Source organism: Bacillus cereus group sp. BfR-BA-01349 (assembly GCF_022663795.1).
GTDB classification, from domain to species: domain Bacteria; phylum Bacillota; class Bacilli; order Bacillales; family Bacillaceae_G; genus Bacillus_A; species Bacillus_A cereus.
The window spans coordinates 1-18965 of sequence record NZ_JAKUGE010000075.1 but is presented as its reverse complement, the minus strand read 5'-3'; the positions used below and the strand labels follow the sequence as shown (position 1 = coordinate 18965).

Genomic DNA, 18965 nt, shown 5'->3' with positions numbered 1-18965 from the left:
GCTTTTATTTTATCTTTTGAAGAAAATTTAGCCATAAAAAATGCACCTCCAATTGTTAGTTATGTGTCTAACAATTGGGGTGCACTTCATAATGAGGTGGGCTGTTTTTCGAGTACGAATAAACATTGGTGTAAACGTAGAAACGATTAAAAATAAAATGATAAACGTTACGGTTGTAACGATAATCGCTTCTGTTGGCCAATATAAATAGAGACCTTTCGCACTTGTTAATTTCGAAGTGACTAATAAGAAAAAGTTAGAAAATACAAGTCCACCTTGAATGCCGATAAAGATAGACAATATCCCGATTATCATATTTTCAGTAAATAACAGTCTCTTTAATTGTCTCTGTGAGATACCGAGAATGGTGAGTATCCCGAATTGCTGCTTCCGTACATTTAAAAATGTTCCAATTGAATATAAGAGAAAGAAGAACGAGAACATAACGATCACAAGCTGTGCTGTACTAGCTAAGTTCATTAGAGGATCACGTTCTTGGAAACTTTGTACACTTTGTAACCGCGGGTGATACGCGTATACAGTAAATGAAAAGAAAACCATGATAGAAAACGCACTACTTACAAAGTAGGCGAAATATGCTTTCGAATTACGTGAGACATTTTTAAATGCGAATTGCCAAAATGTCATCCACGTCTTCCTCCTAATAATGCTAAAACATCTAATATTTCTTGATAAAATTTCTCGCGATATAATCCGCGGTGCAGTTCATTGTAAAGTTCGCCATCTTTAATAAAAATAACACGGTTACAATAACTTGCTGCAAACGGATCGTGCGTAACCATTAAAATCGTTGCATCTTCTTCTTTATTTAATTTCGTAAATAACTCCATTACGTCAATTGCCGCTTTTGAATCTAAGTTTCCTGTCGGTTCGTCGGCTAGTAGAAGTGAAGGATGATGAATAACAGCACGTGCTACTGCGGTACGCTGTGCTTGTCCTCCAGAAACTTCAAAAATACGTTTGTCCAAAATATGATCAATTCCAAGCTTTTTTGAAATGTTATCAAGCTTTTCATCCATTTCTTTTAATGGAACATTATCTAATGTTAAAGGTAGTACGATATTTTCACCGATTGTTAGTGTATCTAGTAAGTTAAAGTTTTGGAAAACAAATCCTAACTCTTGTCTTCGGAAAATAGCTAACTTCTCTCTACGAAATGTGTGCGGTTTTTTTCCGTTAATCACGACATCACCAGAAGTCGGAGAATCGATTGTAGAGATAACGTTTAAAAATGTAGATTTTCCGCTACCAGATGGTCCCATAATGGCAACGAATTCCCCTTTATCCACGTGTAAATTTATATTTTTTAAAGCAGTATGAGGGACTTTTCCCTCATATACTTTTGAGACGTTTTTTATGTGTAATACTTCTTCCATAGTAATCACCTTTCTACTTTTTAAAACTTAATGTGTTGTGATAATTTTTGCATATAAAAGGAACGAATTAAAAGGAAAAATAAAATTTCAACTGTTCCAAAAATCAACAGTACGACTGTAATTTCAGCGAAGAACGAGAGATGTAATATTTCTTGTAGCATCTTTGTCGCAAACATCGTATGGATTGATGCCATAATGTAAGGTACGAAGAAAAGAATCGCAAGCTGAATTGTCGCTGAACGTTTCATTTCAGTCTCAGTTAAGCCGATTTTCGTAATCGTTATATATTTTTCTTGCTCATTTGTTAAATCTGTATACATCCGGAAGTAAAGAACACTGCCAGCACCGATAAAGAAAATAACTCCTAGGAAAGTACCAATTAAGAAGAACGAAGCGACATTTAGTTTTGTCTTATATAGAGAATCGCTCGCTTCACTTGCATGGAAAGGTGGATGCTCTGCTTGAATTGCTGCATTATCGTTATGGATTTTTGTTATAAACGATGAACCGATATTATGTGCTTTTTCCCAATCTGTAACTTTGAAGTTATATACACTCATTTGTTTGGAAACGGTGGATAAGGCTTCTACATTTTCATCAGATAGTATGAGTAATTGGTATATTAAGCTGTTTGGGAATGGGCTATAACTTTTATATTCTTTCACTTGTAGTTGTAAATTGTTTTGAGTAAGTGTAAGAGTATTTTTCTGTTCTTTATTATGGAGCGTTCCAATAACTTGATCATCTAAGTCTTTCATAAGAATATAAGATTCATTCTTATTGACCGTGAGCGTTTCCCAATTTAAAGCCTTAGCAAGTACATTATAGTCACTTTGTTTAATGGCATAATAGAGCTGCGTGCTATCTTCAGCCGAAGATACTTCATATATATCCGTTTTAAATTTTGTATAAGTAAAGTGCTCTTCATTAAATTTCTGCTCTAACCAGTTTAAATGTTCATCAGCTAACGTATTTTTAGTATGCGATAAATAAGTAAACGGGAAAGGATTTTGTCTAATCGCATCAAACTTTGTAAATTTCCCGAATCCATATAAGAATGTAATCATTGTAAAAGCGAGCGTCGATAGCATCGCCACAATAAAGAGCATATTAATATTCGTCCGAATACGTGATGCTAGATCAGAAATCCAAAGCATATTAATTCGTTTCATATAAAACGTTCTTCGTGTTTTTAAAATACGAATAAGTAAAAAACTAATTTGTGAAAAGAAAAAGTATGTTCCAGCTGCAATAAGCGATGGGATGACAAATATACTAGAGACGGCATATAAAAGTCCAATTATGTCACCTAGCGACATAAAATACAGCGGATTTGCGGCTAACGCATATCCACATATTAAACAGATCGCACCAAATAGAGAGATGAGCACGGATGCTTTTCTTTCTTTTTGTTGTTTTCCTTCTTTTAAAAGACGTACGGCTTTTCTCGTGCGAATGAGCATCGGTGTAAAAGATGATACGAGAATGAAGAGCCCGAGAAAGATGATGATAGTTAAAACGATAGCACTTGTAGGCGGATATAAATATAAACCAGGTACGTGTGTAATTTTAGCGGTAACTAACAAAAAGAACTGTGAAAAGACAAGTCCAAGTTGAATGCCAAAAAATATAGAAAGAGCACCAATTAACATATTTTCTATAAATATGAGTCGCTTTAATTGTTTTTGAGATATGCCAAGTACTGTTAAAATCCCGAACTGTTTTTTTCGTACTTTTAAAAACGTCCCGATTGAATACAGTAAAAAGAAAAATGAAAAGAACACAATGACAACTTCTGAAATTGTCATTAATATGTTCAGAGAAAAATTCACGTCTGTCATATGCAATTTAGGGTGAAATAAATAAACTGCAAATGAGAAAAAGATTGCGATGGAGAACGCACTGCTTACAAAATAGGCGAAATAAGCTCTGGCGTTTCTTGTGACGTTTTTAAATGCAAACTGCCAAAATGTCATTCACCTAAACCTCCTAATAGGGTGAAGATGAAAAGCGTATGAGAGATACTCTTTTCATCAAGTTTGTTTTAAATATTTTGTCCACTCGTGTAATGTGATAATTTTTGCATATAAAGTGAACGAATGAATAAGAAAAATACGATTTCAACGAATCCAAAAATAATAAGAACGGCTGAAACTTCTTTGAACAGAGATAAACCAATTACATCTTGTAGCATTTTTGTTGCGAACATTGTATGAATGGATGCCATAATGTACGGAATGAAAAATAAAATACTAAGTTGAATGGTTGCAGATCGTTTCATCTCTGTATCTGTTACACCGATTTTAGAAAGCGTTATATATTTCTCTTGTTCGTTCGTCAAATCCGTATACATTCTAAAGTAAAGAACGCTACCAGCTCCAATGAAGAAAATAACTCCTAAAAATGTCCCGATTAGGAAGTACGCGGCACTACCTGATGTTATTTTGTATAACGATCCTGCTGATTCAAAGGAGCGAATAAGAGGCCCTTCATACTGGTATTTATTTCGATCTTTTTGTACCTTTTCTATAAAATTATCAGCAATTTCATATGTCTGTTCCCAGTTTTGAATTTTGTAATTGTATGCTGATATATGCTTTACGGTGCTAGGTAAGTTATTTACGATAACATCAGGCAAAACTATCGTTTGATATGAAAAGCCAGATGGAATTGCATTTACATGCTCATAGCCTTTAACTCTTAATTTCGTATTTGTACTAGAGAGTGTAATGTAATCTCTATTGTAGCTTTGCTCAAATTCGTTGAATATGGTGATATAAGATGTCCCTGTTAACACATATGCTTCGTTATCATCCATAAATAGTTGTTTCATTCGTAAAGAATTCGCAAGTTTGTTATAGTCACTTTGCTTAATTGCGTATACGTCATTATAAATAGCTATATCTTTATCTTCTTTTAGTGGTGTTTCATATATATCAGCTTTTATTTTTTGATAAGGGAAATGCTCTTTTTGTAATTGTTGCTCAAGCCAATTTAAATGCTCTGTAACAAAAGGGTTCGCATCATAAGAGAAATAAGAAATTGGGAAAGGAGAAGTTCTATTCACCTCTAGCTTAATAAATTTCCCGAATCCATATAGGAACGTGATCATTGTGAAAGCAATTGTAGATAGCATCGCTACAATAAAAAGCATATTAATATTCGTTCGAATACGGTTTGCTAAATCTGAAATCCAAAGCATATTAATCCGTTTCATATAAAATCTTCTTCTTTTCTTTAAAATATAAATAAGTAAGAAACTAATTTGAGAAAAGAAAAAATATGTTCCTATTGTAACTAGCATTGGGATAACGAAAATACTCGAAACCATATATATAACACCGATTTGCGGGCTTACTGATACGAAATATTTAGGATTTCCAGCTAACGCATAACCACCAAATAAACAAATCGCACCAAATAATGAAACAAGTATGGATGGTTTTCTTTCTTTTTGTTTTCCACCATTTGTTTTTAAAAGGTGTACCGCTTTTTTTGTACGAATAAGCATTGGTGTGAATGCAGATACAATGATAAAAAGACTAAGGAAAACAATGGTTGTTAAAATAAACGCGTTAGTAGGACCGTATAAATATATTCCTGGAACATGCGTAAGTTTGGCTGTTACTAATAAGAAAAATTGAGAAAAAACAACTCCAAACTGCATGCCGAAAAAGATAGATAAAATCCCGATTAACATATTCTCCATAAAAACAAGACGATGTAATTGTTTTCTCGATATTCCTAAAATGGTCAAAACACCAAATTGTTTTTTTCTAACTTTTAAAAAAGTACCAATGGAATATAGTAAAAAGAAGAAAGAGAAAAATACAATTACTACTTCTGAAAATATCATTAACCCTGAAATTTCAGAGGTCATGTCAAAGTTTTGTAATTTCGGATGGAATAGGTAAACAGCAAACGAAAAGAACACAGCAATGGAAAAGGAACTACTTACAAAGTAAGCAAAATAAGCTCTCGAGTTGCGCGTGACGTTTTTAAATGCAAATTGCCAAAATGTCATAGATTATACCTCCGGCTATAAGATATAGAAGTAGTTGTATTGCAAAAAATGTATGAGAGTGAGTTCTCATACATTTTGCTTGCATATGTTACGATCATGCTTCGGTCACCTTCTCCGTATGTTCTGCTTGATTATTTGCAGCGTTGTGGAAGATGATTTTAATCGTCGTTCCTTTACCAACTTCAGAATCTAGTTTGACAGAGTGACCTAAATAATCACAAATTTTACTTACAATATAAAGTCCCATACCAGTAGATTCTCCGAATGCGCGACCGTTTTTCCCAGTGTAAAATGGTTCAAATACTCTTCGAATATCTTCTTGTGGAATACCAACACCTTCATCACGAACTTCTAAAATAATATCTTTTCCGTTTCGGTAAGCAGATAAGAAAACTTTCTTTCCGCGCTCACCAGAGTAACGAACAGCATTTGTCATTAACTGATAGATGATAAATTTTAGCCATTTCGCATCAGAAGCAACTTTTAAATCAGAATGGACTTCTAAAACAGGGAAGACACCATTACGAATGAATAGTTCTTTTAATCCGTTAATATTTTTTGTTACCGTATCTTTTAATGAAATCGTCTCAACATGGAAATCTTCATGGAAGTTATTTAACCTAGCCATGTATAAAGCCATATCAAGCCCTTGGTTTAGACGCTCTAATTCTTTTTTAAACTTTGGAATTAAATGCTCGTCTTCCATTTCTAGCACCATAAGCTGCATAACAGAAACAGGTGTCTTCATTTGATGTACCCAGTGGTTAATGAATAATTGATGTTCTTGTTGTTTTACTTCATACGATTGTAGTTCTTTTTGGAAGAGACGGTATTGCGTGCGCACGAGTTCATTTACACTGTGAGGCATCGGAGCAGTTGCTCTTTCAATAAACGCATCTTCCATTTTCTCTGGTTGCTCGCTTAATCTATGGTACATTCTACGATTGCGAACGTAACGGTAAGCGAGGAAACAAATAAATAAATATAAACTTAAAACGACGAAATAAAATTTATTGTTTTGAAATCCATCTACTGCATCATAAAGAACGAAAATGATACCGAAGTTTAAAACGTACAGTAGGAAAAATGCAAAATGATCACGTAAAAATAGCTTCATGCTTATTCACTCCAAGTTGCGTTAAAGCGATATCCAAGTCCACGTACTGTTTCAATAGAGTTCTCAATACCAAGCTCATTAAACTTTTTACGAAGACGCGTAATGTTTACGTTTAATGTATTTTCTTCAACGAAGCTTTCGTCATCCCAAAGCGCAGCTAATAAATCTTCACGGCTTGCTGTACGAGGGAATTTAGATAATAACATTTCAGCTAAAATAGCTTCTTTTTTCGTTAAAAGAACTTGTTCAGATCCGAAGTGAATTTCAGGACGTTCTGGGAATAGTTTTAAACCTTCTACTTCAACGATACGTTCAGAAATATTTGGTGCATAATCACCGTAAATACGGCGTAATTGTCCTTTAATTTTTGCCATTACAACGTCGTAGTGGAATGGTTTTGTAATGTAATCATCCGCACCGCTTTCAATTGCCATAATTTGTTCCATCTCACCAGCACGCGCTGAAATGAAAATAATTGGACAAGTAGATTCATGACGAATTTGACGGCACCAATAGAAACCATCGAATTTCGGTAAGTTTACATCAAGTAAAACAAGATGTGGTTTCACAGCGTTAAACGATTCCATAATATCATCGAAATTCTCTGCAACAACAGCTTCATAACCGTACTTCTGAATGTGAGATTGCAGTAATGATGAAATATTTGGATCGTCTTCAACGATTAAAATTTTATACATATGTATATTCCTCCTCAGAAAAACAATTGTAGCTATAGTGTATCATGTGTTTCAAGTCTTTTCATTATGTTGAAAGATAAGCTAGTAAACAGTATAGGTTAAAAGTGAGAAAAGTAAAAAGGGCACTGGATACAATTGACAAATAACAGTAATCGGTTTAATATTTAGATAAATATCTAAATGTCTAATTATCGAAAGGAAGAAAGACATTGAATCAAGCATTCAAAGCATTAGCAGATCCAACAAGGCGAAAAATTTTAGACTTATTAAAAGAAGGTGATTTAACCGCTGGTGAAATCGCTGAACATTTCAATATGACAAAACCAAGTATTTCACACCACTTAAGCGCACTTAAAAATGCTGAACTTATTCAAGATGAAAAGAAAGGGCAATTTGTTGTGTACTCTTTAAACACAACTGTCTTTCAAGATTTATTAACTTGGGTGTTTACATTTACGAATAAGGGGGAAGAGGGGAAATGAAAAAACATCTTTTTGCAATCTTATTAATTGTTATAACTTGTTTAGCTTGGGCGTTTGCTTGGCCACATTTGCCGGATACAATTGCAACGCATTGGAGCGGCGGTAAGGTAGATGGATATTCTTCTAAATTTTACGGAATGATTTCTATGGTCGGAATTATGATTGCATTATATATATTTCTAAATGTGATACCAAAGATTGATCCAAGAAAAGCAAATTACGAGAAATTTTCTAAAGCCTTTATGATGATGAATAATGGTGTACTATTGCTACTATTTGTAGGAAATATAGATATTATTACAAGTGGATTAGGATATAACTTATTCATTAATCGGGTGCCTGAATTATTAGTTGGTGTTTTATTTTTAGTAATGGGTAATTATTTACCACAGTGTAAGCCAAACTTTTTTGTTGGGATGCGTAATCCATGGACGTTAAGTAATGAAGAAGTATGGCGGAAAACACATCGGTTTAGCGGAAAAGTATTTGTGGCGTTAGGAATTATTATGATTATAAGTGTTTTCGCTCCGGCTGATTGGAGAACTTATATGATGCTTGGGATTATAGTAGTTGCTGTCATTATAACGAATTTATATTCTTACGTTTTGTATAAAAAAGAAATACAAATGTGAGCTATATTAGTCAAATTTTATATTTATAGTTTCTATGTGTTAAGAGATTTTAATACTCAGTGGGAATAATGAAAAGCTCACTGAGTAAATTTTTCGTTTTAAGGTCTGAAAATTCAATCGAAAAGGTGATTTGGGGGGATTTACATGTTAGAAATTATAAATTTTAGCAAGACATATAAAGACGGTAAGAAAGCAGTTGATCATTTGAATATTACTGTTAAAGCAGGGGATATCTTTGGATTTATTGGACATAACGGTGCGGGGAAAAGTACAACAATTAAGTCGTTAGTAGGAGTTATAGATTTTGAAGAGGGTGAAATTTTTGTTGATGGACATTCAGTAAAAAAGGATCCGATTGCATGTAAGAGAGTAATGGCGTATATTCCTGATAATCCAGATTTATATGAGCAATTAACAGGAATTCAATATTTGAACTTTGTTGCGGATGTGTTTAAAGTGCCTGCGAGGGATCGGGAAGAACAGATACAGAAGTATGGGGATGTTTTTGAGATTACACCGTACTTAGGGGACTTAATATCTTCTTATTCACACGGTATGAAACAAAAAGTAGCGATTATATCGGCGGTTTTACATAAACCGAAATTATTAGTTTTAGATGAACCTTTCGTTGGTCTTGATCCAAAGGCAGCCGTAGTATTGAAAGGTATTATGAAAGAGCTTTGTGAAAAAGGAAGTGCGATTTTCTTTTCTACGCACGTTTTAGATGTAGCTGAGAAGTTATGTAATAAAGTAGCAATGATTAATAGAGGGAAATTAGCACTTTCAGGAGAAGTAAATTCTTTAATAAAGGAAGGCTCATTGGAAGAGCTCTTTATGAAGGAGCTTGCTAATGAATACTAATAGTTTAGGTCTTTTGAAAATTCGGTTGATAACGCAGCTCGGTTTAAACACCTTTAAATACGAAAAAGATAAGAGAAAGAAGCAGAATAAGATTTTGCTGACAGTATCTATTGCTCTAGTTGGTGTCATGTTAATGTTATATTGCGGAGCTTCGGCATATGGATTGATAAAAATAGGAATTAGTGAAATTATTCCCGTCTATGCACTAGTTATTAGCAGTGTATTAACGTTGTTTTTCACTATATTTAAGGCAAATGGAGAAATTTTTGCTTTTAAGGATTACGACTTTTTAATGTCATTGCCGATTCGCGTAAGTACTGTTATTGCAAGTAGGTTTTTGTATTTATACTTGCTGAATACAATGTTTTCAATCATAATCATGCTACCAATGGGAGTTGTGTATTGCATACATGAAAATCCATCAGTTTCTTTTTACTTTATGTGGTTCATCAGTATGTTTATAGCATCTTTAATCCCAACAACAATCGCAGCAATCTTTGGAGCTTCGATTACGGCAATCGCTTCTAAATTTAAAAATACGAATAAAATAACTACGATTTTAAGTTTTATAGTAATTATTACATTCGGTTCCTTTATGCTAAAAAACGGAAATGCTCAATATAGCCTTAATGATATGAACGGAATTGGTGCAATTGTTAATGCTGATATGGTAGCTTTCATCTTATTCGTGGGGATATCAGTGATTTGGTATTATCTTTTTGTAAAAATACTTTCGTTAAAATATAAGCAAATAAACACAGGGATCACCACTTATCATATGCTTTCAAATTATGAGATTAATAGCATGAAAAAAGAGAGTGTATTGGTCGCATTGTATAAAAAAGAGCTGAAACGTTTCTTCTCTTCTACAGTGTATGTCATAAATAGTGGAATGGGAGTCGTGATGGCGCTAGCTTTCTCGCTAGCTATAGTTGTAGTAGGACCAAGCCAATTAATAGCGTATCCTGGAATTGAGCCCCTGTTGCAAAAGATTGCTCCATTTGCTATTGCAGCAGCGATTTCGATGACATGTACAACATGTGTGTCATTGTCTTTAGAAGGAAAAAATGTATGGATTATTAAATCATTGCCTATAGCGCCAAAGATGATTTATGATAGTAAAATTCTTATGAATCTTTCATTGAGTATACCTGCATCACTTATTAGTGCTGTATTACTGATAATCGGGTTAAAGCTAGATGTTTGGAGCTCTCTTTTCATCGTGATAACACCGATAACATATTCATTATTTTCAGCAGTATGGGGGATTTTCATTAATAATCGATTTGGTTATTATGATTGGGTATCAGAAACTCAAGTAGTAAAACAAAGTATAGGATCGTTTGTTGGTATGTTTGGTGGCTTAATTGTGGCGGTTATACCTGCCTTGTTAATTGGTACTGCTACTATCTCGAACTACAGAGTATTTACTTTTGCAGTTATTATAGTGCTTACGATTATTACTATTTTCTTGTATAAGAACGAGTCGAGAAGAAGTATAAAATAAAGGAGCTGCTTTTCCTTTAAAAAGGAAAAGCAGCTTCTTTATTTTGAAAAGGTTAGACTCTTATATTACTTTTTTAAAACAGGTACCCATATTTCGCTTCTGAAATTCGGAGAGGATACGTCTTTGCTTTCATTCCACAATATCTCCGGTCCTTCCGCTAGTTCATAGTTCGAAGAAGGGAACCATTCAGAATAAATACGTCCCCATACATTTTGTAGTGCATCAGGAAATGGACCGACAGCTTCGAATATAGCCCATGTTGAAGCAGCAACTTCAAGTTGTTTAAACTCCTCTGGACAATCCTTTGTTGTGGCTACTCCAATATAGTGATCGAGTTCGCCTTTTTCCTCCATTCTTCCTTCAGAAAAATTAGTAGAAGCACTAATAATTCCAGTAGGTTCAATGTTTGAAAGGGACTTTAATGTTTGAATAGACTCTGGGTTTAAACTTTTCCACATAGAAGCAATTTCTTCATTTACACCGTTAAAAACAATTGGTACTCGTTTTGTAATACCTATAATTCGAAATGGCTCTTTTTCTTCAATTCGATAGTTCATTTCATTTCCTCCTTGAATGGATAACTGGAAGGTCATTGGTGAATAAGCTTTCAAAGAACGGCTACTATTTCGGGCTTCAGAAGGTGTTATACCGTGCAAGTTTTGAAATGCACGAGCGAATGAATCTGGTGAGTTGTAGCCATATTTTATAGCGACATCAATGACTTTTGCATTGCTATCTTTTAGTTCAAAGGCAGCAAGAGTAAGACGTCTACAGCGAATATAATCAGATAGTGATATACCTGCTAAAAACGAAAACATTCTTTTAAAGTGATACTCAGAACAGAGAGCTAGCCTCGCAACTTCTTTAAAATCAATTTCATTCGTAAGGTTATCTTCAATATAGCGCATTGCAGTATTCATATTTTTAAGTGAATCCATATTATGACCTCCTCTGTACATAGAATAGCAGGAACGAAATAGCTCCATCCGACATTTCGTGCACAACTTTGTAGGGGACATTTTTAACCTTACAAAATTGTAATGTTCCTGTAAGGAGAATGAATGGATGGTATGATATCCCAATGTTATAGTAACAAAGTACTTTTGTTCAGTAGGTTAAATTTTTATATCTTTACTTATGCGTCTTACATAACTGTCATGTTTGTGTAAGAAACATCGATAGTGGCAAGAGTAGAGAGTGTATATAGTTGAAAATAGAGAATAGAAGAAATGAGGGATGTCGAGATGAAAACAGTGTTAGAAGCAAAAAATATTGAAAAAGTGTACGACACGGGTGGGAATAAATTTGCAGCGTTAAAAGGTATTAACTTACAAGTAAAAGAAGGTGAGTTCGTTGGAATTATGGGACCTTCTGGTTCTGGTAAGACGACTTTACTAAATGTTCTTTCTACAATTGATAATGCGACGAACGGTGAAATTTTAATTGATGGAAAAGATATTGTAAAGATGAATGATGATAAGTTAGCGTTATTCCGCCGTGATCATTTAGGTTTCATTTTCCAAGATTATAACTTATTAGATACGTTAACGGTGAAAGAGAATATCGCTTTACCACTTGCGTTATCAAAGGTGAAAGCGAGTGAGATTGATCGCCGCGTTCTTGAAATCTCAAAGAAATTCGGTATTGATCATATTTTAAGTCAGTTCCCATATCAAGTATCTGGTGGGCAGAAGCAGCGCTGTGCAGCATCGCGTGCAATTGTTACGAATCCAAGTATGATTTTCGGAGACGAGCCAACTGGAGCACTTGATTCTAAATCTGCAACAGATTTACTTGAAAGTATGAAGTCGTTAAATGAATATGATAACTCAACAATTTTAATGGTAACGCACGATGCATTTGCAGCAAGTTATTGTAAACGAGTTATTTTCATTAAAGATGGTGAACTCTATAAAGAATTACACCGCGGTGAATCGACGCGTAAACAGTTCTTCCAAAAAATTGTTGACGTAATGTCTTCTATTTCTGGAGGTATGGCTGATGACCTTATCTAGCATTGCCCTCCGCAACATACAGCGGAACTTTAAAGACTACTTTGTATATTTTGCATCTATGATTTTTAGTATCGTTATTTATTTCACATTTAAAGCACTGCAATATAATTCACAAATGGAAAAAGCAGCAGAAGCTTCTAAAAAGATTAGCGGTGCGTTTCAAGTTTCCAGTGTGATGCTTATCATTTTCGTAGCAGTGTTTATTATATATTCGAACGGGTTCTTTACAAGGAAGCGTAAAAAAGAAGTTGGATTATATTCTTTACTAGGTATTCGGAAAAGACAAATTGGTAAAATGCTCTTTTATGAAAATATGTTAATGGGATTAATGTCATTAGTAATTGGGATTGCGATCGGTAGTGTCCTTTCAAAATTATTCCTTGAACTGCTAGTAAGCATGATGGGATTAAATTTAAATGTTCATTTTGAAGTACCGATGGCAGCAATTGTTGATACAGCACTTATTTTCTTTGTGATTATTTTGTATACATCACTTCAAGGATATCGCTTAATTTACCGATTTAAGCTTATTGAACTTTTCCGAGCGGAACGTGAAGGAGAAGCAATGCCAAAAGGATCAGTAGTGATGGCATTCATTTCCGTTTTCTTAATCGGTTCAGGTTATTTCTTAGCGTTAATGTACGTGAAGGCACTTAAGTATGCAGACTTTATGACAGTCGCACTTTACATTTTACTGGCGACAGTATTAGGTACGTACTTACTATTTATGTTCTTTACAGTATTCGTATTAAAACGTGCAAGAAATAATAAATCATCGTTTTATAACGGCATGAATATGGTAACAACATCACAGTTACTATACCGTATTAAAGGAAATGCAAAGTCACTTGCGACAATTTCTATTTTAAGTGCGGTAACATTAACAGCGGTTGGTACGTCAGTTACGATGTATTACAACACATTTACGCAATCAAAAGCAGCCGCACCATACAGCTATTCTTATGAGAAAAAAGATGCAGAGCTTGATAAGAAAGTAAATGCGATTTTTGCAGAAGAGAAGCAAGATCACCCAATCAAAGATCAATTTGAAATTGAGACAGTTCCTGTAAAAGGGAAGTTTGAAGGAGAGAAAGTTGATTTCATTCTGAATATGAACTATACGATTTCAGAGAAGTATCAGTTTATGTCTCAGTCAGAATTTAATAAACTTGCTAAAAAAATTGATGCGGAAACAGTGAGTGTAGCTGCTGGTGAAGCATTTATATATGATAGTTCGTACATTGAAGGGCATGAGTTTAGCCCGCAATATAAAGGAAACAAAGCAGTATTCCAAATCGGAAACGAAACGAAGCAATTAAAAATCCAAGATGCGAATGACGTTGCGATTACAAATTTAGGGGAATTAGTTGTTGTCGTTTCAGATGAAATGTATGAGCAAGCGAAGCAAGCATTTGGAACACGCGTTGTAAAAAATATTGATGTAAAAGATGAAAAAGATAGTAAAGTGTTAACAGAAAAATTAACAAAAGTGATGCCAGCTGGTGAATCAGAAATGGTCCCACCGTTTAGAGATTTCTATACTGGTTTCCATATGGGGCTTGAAGGAACAGGATTAATGATGTTTATTGGAATGTTCTTAGGTCTTGTGTTCTTGCTAGCAACAGGTTCTATCATTTACTTTAAGCAATTAACGGAAGCAAATGCTGACCGTGAGCGTTACGTTGTACTTCGTAAAGTCGGTGTAACGAAACAAGAAATGAAAAAAGCTATCGCAAAACAAGTAAGCTTTATCTTTGCGATTCCGTTAGTCATCGGAATCTTGCACAGCTTATTCGCACTAAAAGGTTTAGCGAACTTACTACCATTCGAAATCATGATTCCGCTCCTAATTAGTATCGGAGTATATGGCGTCATTTATATCGGATATTACTTCATAACAGTTCGTTCTTATTATAAAATTGTGAGTGCGAAATAATAAGGGAACAGCTATCGCTATAAGCGGTAGCTGTTTTTTCATTCTTCATAAAATCTTAAGAAATCTCCTCAATTTTTGTTAAGAAATAATAGTTATACTTAGAAACAAGTTAAAAACTATTGAACGAATGAGGAGAGGTTTATATGCAACTCATAACATTCTTACATGAATTTATTAAACATCCGAAACATACTGGTGCAATTGCGCCAAGTTCAAAAATATTAGCAAAGAAAATGGTAGATGTAATTGATTTTAATAAAGCGAAATGCATTGTAGAGTTAGGTCCTGGTACAGGAGTCTTTACGAAAGAAATTATGAAGAGAAAGAAGAAGGAAACAATATTTCTTCTTATTGAAATTAATGAAGTGTTTTGCAAGGAGCTAAAGAGAAAATTTAAAGATGAGCAGAACGTCATTGTTGTACACGGTTCAGCCGAAAATATAAAAAAGTATATAGAAGATCTCAATATAGAATGCGTGGATTACGTTTTATCGGGATTACCTTTTACCTCTTTACCAGAAGAAGTTTCAAAGCGTATTTTAAACAATGTAATGGAAGGGATACATGAGAATGGTGAATTTATTACATTTCAATATTCACTTGTGAAAAAAGGATTTATACAGCACTTCTTTCCAGAAATTACGCTAGAGAAAGTGTGGCTCAATTTCCCACCAGCGTACATCTTTAGCTGTAAAAAAGAGCTAAGGAGAGCATATGCATAATGGAATTACATGAATTATTATCTTATATTGAACAATACGGTTATTGGGCATTATTTTTCTGTTTATGGTTAGGTATTATCGGTATGCCAATTCCAGACGAAATGATCGTAATGAGTGGTGGCTTTGTATCTTCACTAGGGATATTAAGTGTCATTCCTGCATTTTTATTAACATATTTAGGTGTTGTATCTGGGCTTTCTTTAGGTTATATATTAGGGAAAATATTTGGTACGAAAGTACTTGATAAGCTAATGAAAAAGAAAAAGGCGAAATATCTTTTGAAATCTCAACAAATGGTAGAGAAGTATGGTCATTATGCGTTAGTCACAAGTTACTTCATACCAGTTGTAAGACATATCGTACCGTATTTAGTTGGAATGAATAACATGTCATTTAAGACGTATGCTTTGTATTCTTATACGACAGGATTTGTTTGGACACTCGTTTACTTTGTGCTCGGTGCTTTATTTGGAAAACATATTGAAAGTATTGTAGCGATCGCGATAGAATATGGCGTGTATTTTGGCGTGATTGTTTTTATAGTTACAGGTATTCTTTATTTATATAGACAAAAAAGAATCACGCTGATGAGTAAATAGAAGTAAAGAAAGTTTCTTCCAGTATGAAGGACAAGATAGGATTATAAGTATAAAATTATCTTTATTTAATGGTAAAATATAGGTAAGTAGTTAAGGAAGGAAGAGCGTTGTGCTACTCATTTTTAGCCTTATCTTAATTGGAATTATGTGCAGTATGAAAATAGTATCCTTACACATGATAGAACGACAAAAGGTAGAGGAACGATATGTATATTGTCCACAATGTGATACGAAAATTAGAAGAGGAAATTCAGCTCCTTTTTGTTCGAAATGTAATTTAATATTTTAAAAATAAAAAGTCCGAAATCACTTTATATAGTTTCGGACTTTTTATTTTTAAGTAAACATTAATCCACCTAGTTCTCTTTCGTTTGTTTATTAGCTAAAATGGATTATGAATAACAATAGTATGTAAACGAAAATAAATATAAATGTACACATGGAGTGTTATATTTGGAGATTTTAATCATAGTAGGATGCCTAAACTGTACGGATGTTAACCTTCTTAGAGAAAGATATCCCAGCTAATTTAGTTTGGAAGATTGAAAGAATAGATTGAAAATAGATGAGAAGTGGAGTGCATATGATGGAGACACAAATCGTTATTGGAGTACCTGGTTTATGGAAAGATAGAACAGAATTAATACAAGAAGTTGTGAGTAAAAGTAACTATATGTTAGCAGGAAATGTTATGCACCATAAGGAGAAAGGGATTGGCTTTGAATTTGATATATATGAACAAGACCCTTCTTTGAGAGAGGCTTTCTTCTATGCAAGTGGTGAGCGTTTTGATGAAGAATTGCTTCAGGAGTTGGAGAAGCATACTTATACAGTGTATGTTATTGCAAAAGTTGACGATACAGAGAGAGTACAAGAAGTAATTGATGTAGGAATGGAAATTTTAAATGCAGGTGGACTTGCTTTAAAAGTTGAAACAGCAGGTGTGGCTTATTCGAAAGAAGAATGGCAAGAGCTTACAGAGAATAAGGAAATATTCCCGATGTATTCGCACCTTGTAACTTTAGTTGGAGATGAAGAGGACGGCTACTATTCATGTGGAATGCAAGCATTTAATCTACCAGACGTTGTTTTAGACGGAGGAATAGATCCGGAAGTAGCTGTAAATTTATTAAATGATTTTAACCTACATAATATATTGGAAAAACCTAATTTGAAAGATGGGGATACAATTAGTTTCACAGAAGATGCTCCAGTGTATCTTTTATCTCATTATATAGATAATCGTTATGAACAAGAGGATCCATTTTATAATCCGTGTGGGGTATGGAAGTTAGAGAGTGCTTCGGCAAAGAAATCTATCTTTCAAAAATTGGGGAGTGTGCTAAAAGGATGGAAAAATACATAAAAGAACAGAGGAGTATATGTGATAAATATAAAGCGGAGTATGTAGAATCTACGAATGAATTGAAATTAGGAATAGCGCAAAATGTGAAAGATGGTATCGCACCGATTAATGGGTTACGAATGTCTGTAGAAAATGGAACGACAGGTTGGTACATTTGGGCTGGTGAAGAAATGGGGACAGAAGAAGATTTCTTTCTTCTGTTACACGTTCAACATATTGATGAATGGGCACCTGAAATAAAGAAGTATTTAGGGTTACCACCTGGTTGGAGATTTTTAATTGCTGGAGATTACGAGGACGTGTGGTATGATCCGAATTTGTTTGATGAAGATTTAGAAGAGGATGCAGATGAATGGGAAGAAAATATGCTACAAGAGTATGGATGGTACATGCATAGCATATTAGCAGAAGATATTGATGGCATCCATGCTAATTATCATACGCATGGTCTAAGAGATAACTTTAATCATCAAGATTTACAAATAGCATTAAATATGGATCCTGAATTCGCGCATAGTGTTTTTTGTACCATAATAGAAGAAATAAAGAGCGGAAAAAAGTTTGAACAAGGGATTGAGTATACGAATATTATTGAAGGATATCCCATTATTATGAAGTCTTTCGTAGAGATGGATCGAGAAGTTTTCAGGGTTTTATTACCTGATGACAGAGGGATTCTTCCTACTAGGCCAGAGTGTGATGAATGTTATAAGACTCAATTGGATGATATTGAGGAGAGTTGATAAAAAAAGAGCTTGAAACTATTCAAGCTCTTTTTTTATCACTATTTATGTCCTAAAATATGCTCAATCTCATGCAAACTTAATTTACTTGCCTTAGCAATCGTTTCAAGTGGTATACCAAGATCATACATATTTTTAATCATTTGAATTTTTCCCTGCTGAACTCCTTCTTTTCGACCTTGTTCAATGCCCTGTTCAATGCCTTTTTCAATGCCTTTTTCAATGCCTTTTTTAATTCCTTGTTTCATCCCTTGTTCCATTCCTCTTTTTATTCCTTCTGTCTCTGCATGGGCGAATTTTGCTGCTTCATCCATTAAAACTTTCTCCCTTGCGTCATAGGCTTGTCGGAAAGATGAATCTTGACTCATACGTTCCCATTTATTTATCGCTTTTTGTAAAATAGGGTCTTGGTTCATAGCAATATCCTCCAATAGTTTAGTTAAGTGCTCATCCTCATTTGCTGAAAGCAATAAAAGCCAACGAACAAATGGATCTTTCCACGGATTTACTTTTTCTTCATGCCATTGTTCAGTTAACTTTGGAATTTCTATAATGTGGATTTCAATGTCGTCACTCAGGAGTTTTTGTTGTTGTGTATTCCATAATATGCTTGTTGTTTGGAAGGCTGGGTGTTCCGAAAACATTACGAAGTTTAGTAAGTTTATGGTGATGGTTTTGTGAAGTGCACTGTAGGGCATCCCTTTTTGTAGTTGAGATGTGTATAGTCTTCCCCAATAATATAAACTGCGTTTAACCATATCGTGATTATTATTGAGGTCGGGTAAGTCGGAGTCCTCGCGGACTCTTTCTCCCCTCAGAACCGGACTTGTCCGTTTCCAAACATCCGGCTCAAGCCTTCTTTTTAT

At 34.2% G+C, this 18965-nt stretch carries 18 protein-coding genes and 1 pseudogene; 11 read left to right on the top strand and 8 right to left on the bottom strand.

From position 1 onward, the window contains the following. Positions 1-90: 90 nt before the first annotated feature. The 6 genes and pseudogenes from MR169_RS26410 to MR169_RS26385 form a co-directional block, all read right to left on the bottom strand. Positions 91-648, bottom strand: a pseudogene (locus MR169_RS26410) (FtsX-like permease family protein); the annotation flags it as partial. After that, on the bottom strand, positions 645-1397 hold the full coding sequence (locus MR169_RS26405; protein ID WP_000393250.1) for an ABC transporter ATP-binding protein: 753 nt from the start codon (positions 1395-1397) through the stop codon (positions 645-647). The gene MR169_RS26405 and the pseudogene MR169_RS26410, both read right to left, overlap by 4 nt. Before the next feature lie 20 nt (positions 1398-1417). After that, on the bottom strand, positions 1418-3373 hold the full coding sequence (locus tag MR169_RS26400) for an FtsX-like permease family protein (RefSeq protein WP_242320303.1): 1956 nt from the start codon (positions 3371-3373) through the stop codon (positions 1418-1420). A 68-nt stretch (positions 3374-3441) separates the two neighbouring features. Continuing rightward, positions 3442-5421 (bottom strand): ABC transporter permease, encoded by a 1980-nt coding sequence (locus MR169_RS26395; protein WP_000145056.1) that lies wholly within the window; start codon positions 5419-5421, stop codon positions 3442-3444. Between the two features lie 94 nt (positions 5422-5515). Then, a complete protein-coding gene (locus MR169_RS26390; RefSeq protein WP_242320302.1) occupies positions 5516-6538 on the bottom strand; it encodes a sensor histidine kinase in 1023 nt (340 codons plus the stop codon). Between the two features lie 2 nt (positions 6539-6540). Then, positions 6541-7236 (bottom strand): response regulator transcription factor, encoded by a 696-nt coding sequence (locus MR169_RS26385; protein ID WP_000276738.1) that lies wholly within the window; start codon positions 7234-7236, stop codon positions 6541-6543. A 209-nt stretch (positions 7237-7445) separates the two neighbouring features. Here MR169_RS26385 and MR169_RS26380 point away from each other — a divergent pair, with 209 nt between their 5' ends. The 4 genes from MR169_RS26380 (at position 7446) to MR169_RS26365 (ending at position 10718) form a co-directional block, all read left to right on the top strand. Continuing rightward, positions 7446-7718 (top strand): autorepressor SdpR family transcription factor, encoded by a 273-nt coding sequence (locus MR169_RS26380; protein WP_001070531.1) that lies wholly within the window; start codon positions 7446-7448, stop codon positions 7716-7718. Further along, positions 7715-8350 (top strand): SdpI family protein, encoded by a 636-nt coding sequence (locus MR169_RS26375; RefSeq protein WP_000716347.1) that lies wholly within the window; start codon positions 7715-7717, stop codon positions 8348-8350. Before MR169_RS26380 ends, MR169_RS26375 begins: the two co-directional genes overlap by 4 nt. 144 nt (positions 8351-8494) lie before the next feature. Next, positions 8495-9211 (top strand): ABC transporter ATP-binding protein, encoded by a 717-nt coding sequence (locus MR169_RS26370; RefSeq protein WP_016118788.1) that lies wholly within the window; start codon positions 8495-8497, stop codon positions 9209-9211. Further along, positions 9201-10718, top strand: a complete 1518-nt coding sequence (locus MR169_RS26365) for a permease (RefSeq protein WP_242320301.1) — start codon at positions 9201-9203, stop codon at positions 10716-10718. The genes MR169_RS26370 and MR169_RS26365 overlap by 11 nt, the downstream gene beginning before the upstream one ends. 65 nt (positions 10719-10783) lie before the next feature. On the opposite strand, the gene MR169_RS26360 is transcribed toward MR169_RS26365, so the two are convergent. Next, positions 10784-11656 (bottom strand): AraC family transcriptional regulator, encoded by an 873-nt coding sequence (locus tag MR169_RS26360; protein ID WP_000377726.1) that lies wholly within the window; start codon positions 11654-11656, stop codon positions 10784-10786. Between the two features lie 306 nt (positions 11657-11962). Here MR169_RS26360 and MR169_RS26355 point away from each other — a divergent pair, with 306 nt between their 5' ends. The 7 genes from MR169_RS26355 to MR169_RS26325 all read left to right on the top strand — a co-directional run bounded on the left by MR169_RS26355 (position 11963) and on the right by MR169_RS26325 (position 18099). After that, positions 11963-12733, top strand: coding sequence for an ABC transporter ATP-binding protein (locus tag MR169_RS26355; protein ID WP_000859655.1), 771 nt, complete (start codon positions 11963-11965; stop codon positions 12731-12733). Further along, positions 12720-14669: an ABC transporter permease gene (locus tag MR169_RS26350; RefSeq protein WP_000176175.1), complete on the top strand. Its 1950-nt coding sequence runs from the start codon at positions 12720-12722 to the stop codon at positions 14667-14669. The genes MR169_RS26355 and MR169_RS26350 overlap by 14 nt, the downstream gene beginning before the upstream one ends. A gap of 143 nt (positions 14670-14812) precedes the next feature. Beyond that, positions 14813-15391, top strand: a complete 579-nt coding sequence (locus MR169_RS26345) for a class I SAM-dependent methyltransferase (protein ID WP_001176052.1) — start codon at positions 14813-14815, stop codon at positions 15389-15391. Then, positions 15391-15990, top strand: a complete 600-nt coding sequence (locus MR169_RS26340; protein WP_000418924.1) for a DedA family protein — start codon at positions 15391-15393, stop codon at positions 15988-15990. Before MR169_RS26345 ends, MR169_RS26340 begins: the two co-directional genes overlap by 1 nt. 109 nt (positions 15991-16099) lie before the next feature. Then, complete coding sequence (locus MR169_RS28405; RefSeq protein ID WP_242320300.1) at positions 16100-16279, top strand: hypothetical protein; 180 nt, start codon at positions 16100-16102, stop codon at positions 16277-16279. Positions 16280-16576: 297 nt separating this feature from the next. Then, positions 16577-17356: a DUF4261 domain-containing protein gene (locus MR169_RS26330; RefSeq protein WP_242320299.1), complete on the top strand. Its 780-nt coding sequence runs from the start codon at positions 16577-16579 to the stop codon at positions 17354-17356. Further along, positions 17341-18099, top strand: a complete 759-nt coding sequence (locus tag MR169_RS26325) for a DUF4262 domain-containing protein (protein ID WP_242320298.1) — start codon at positions 17341-17343, stop codon at positions 18097-18099. The genes MR169_RS26330 and MR169_RS26325 overlap by 16 nt, the downstream gene beginning before the upstream one ends. A gap of 41 nt (positions 18100-18140) precedes the next feature. Here MR169_RS26325 and MR169_RS26320 read toward each other — a convergent pair. After that, positions 18141-18965, bottom strand: an 825-nt coding sequence (locus MR169_RS26320; RefSeq protein WP_481746828.1) for an Rpn family recombination-promoting nuclease/putative transposase, incomplete at its 5' end; no start/stop codon positions are given.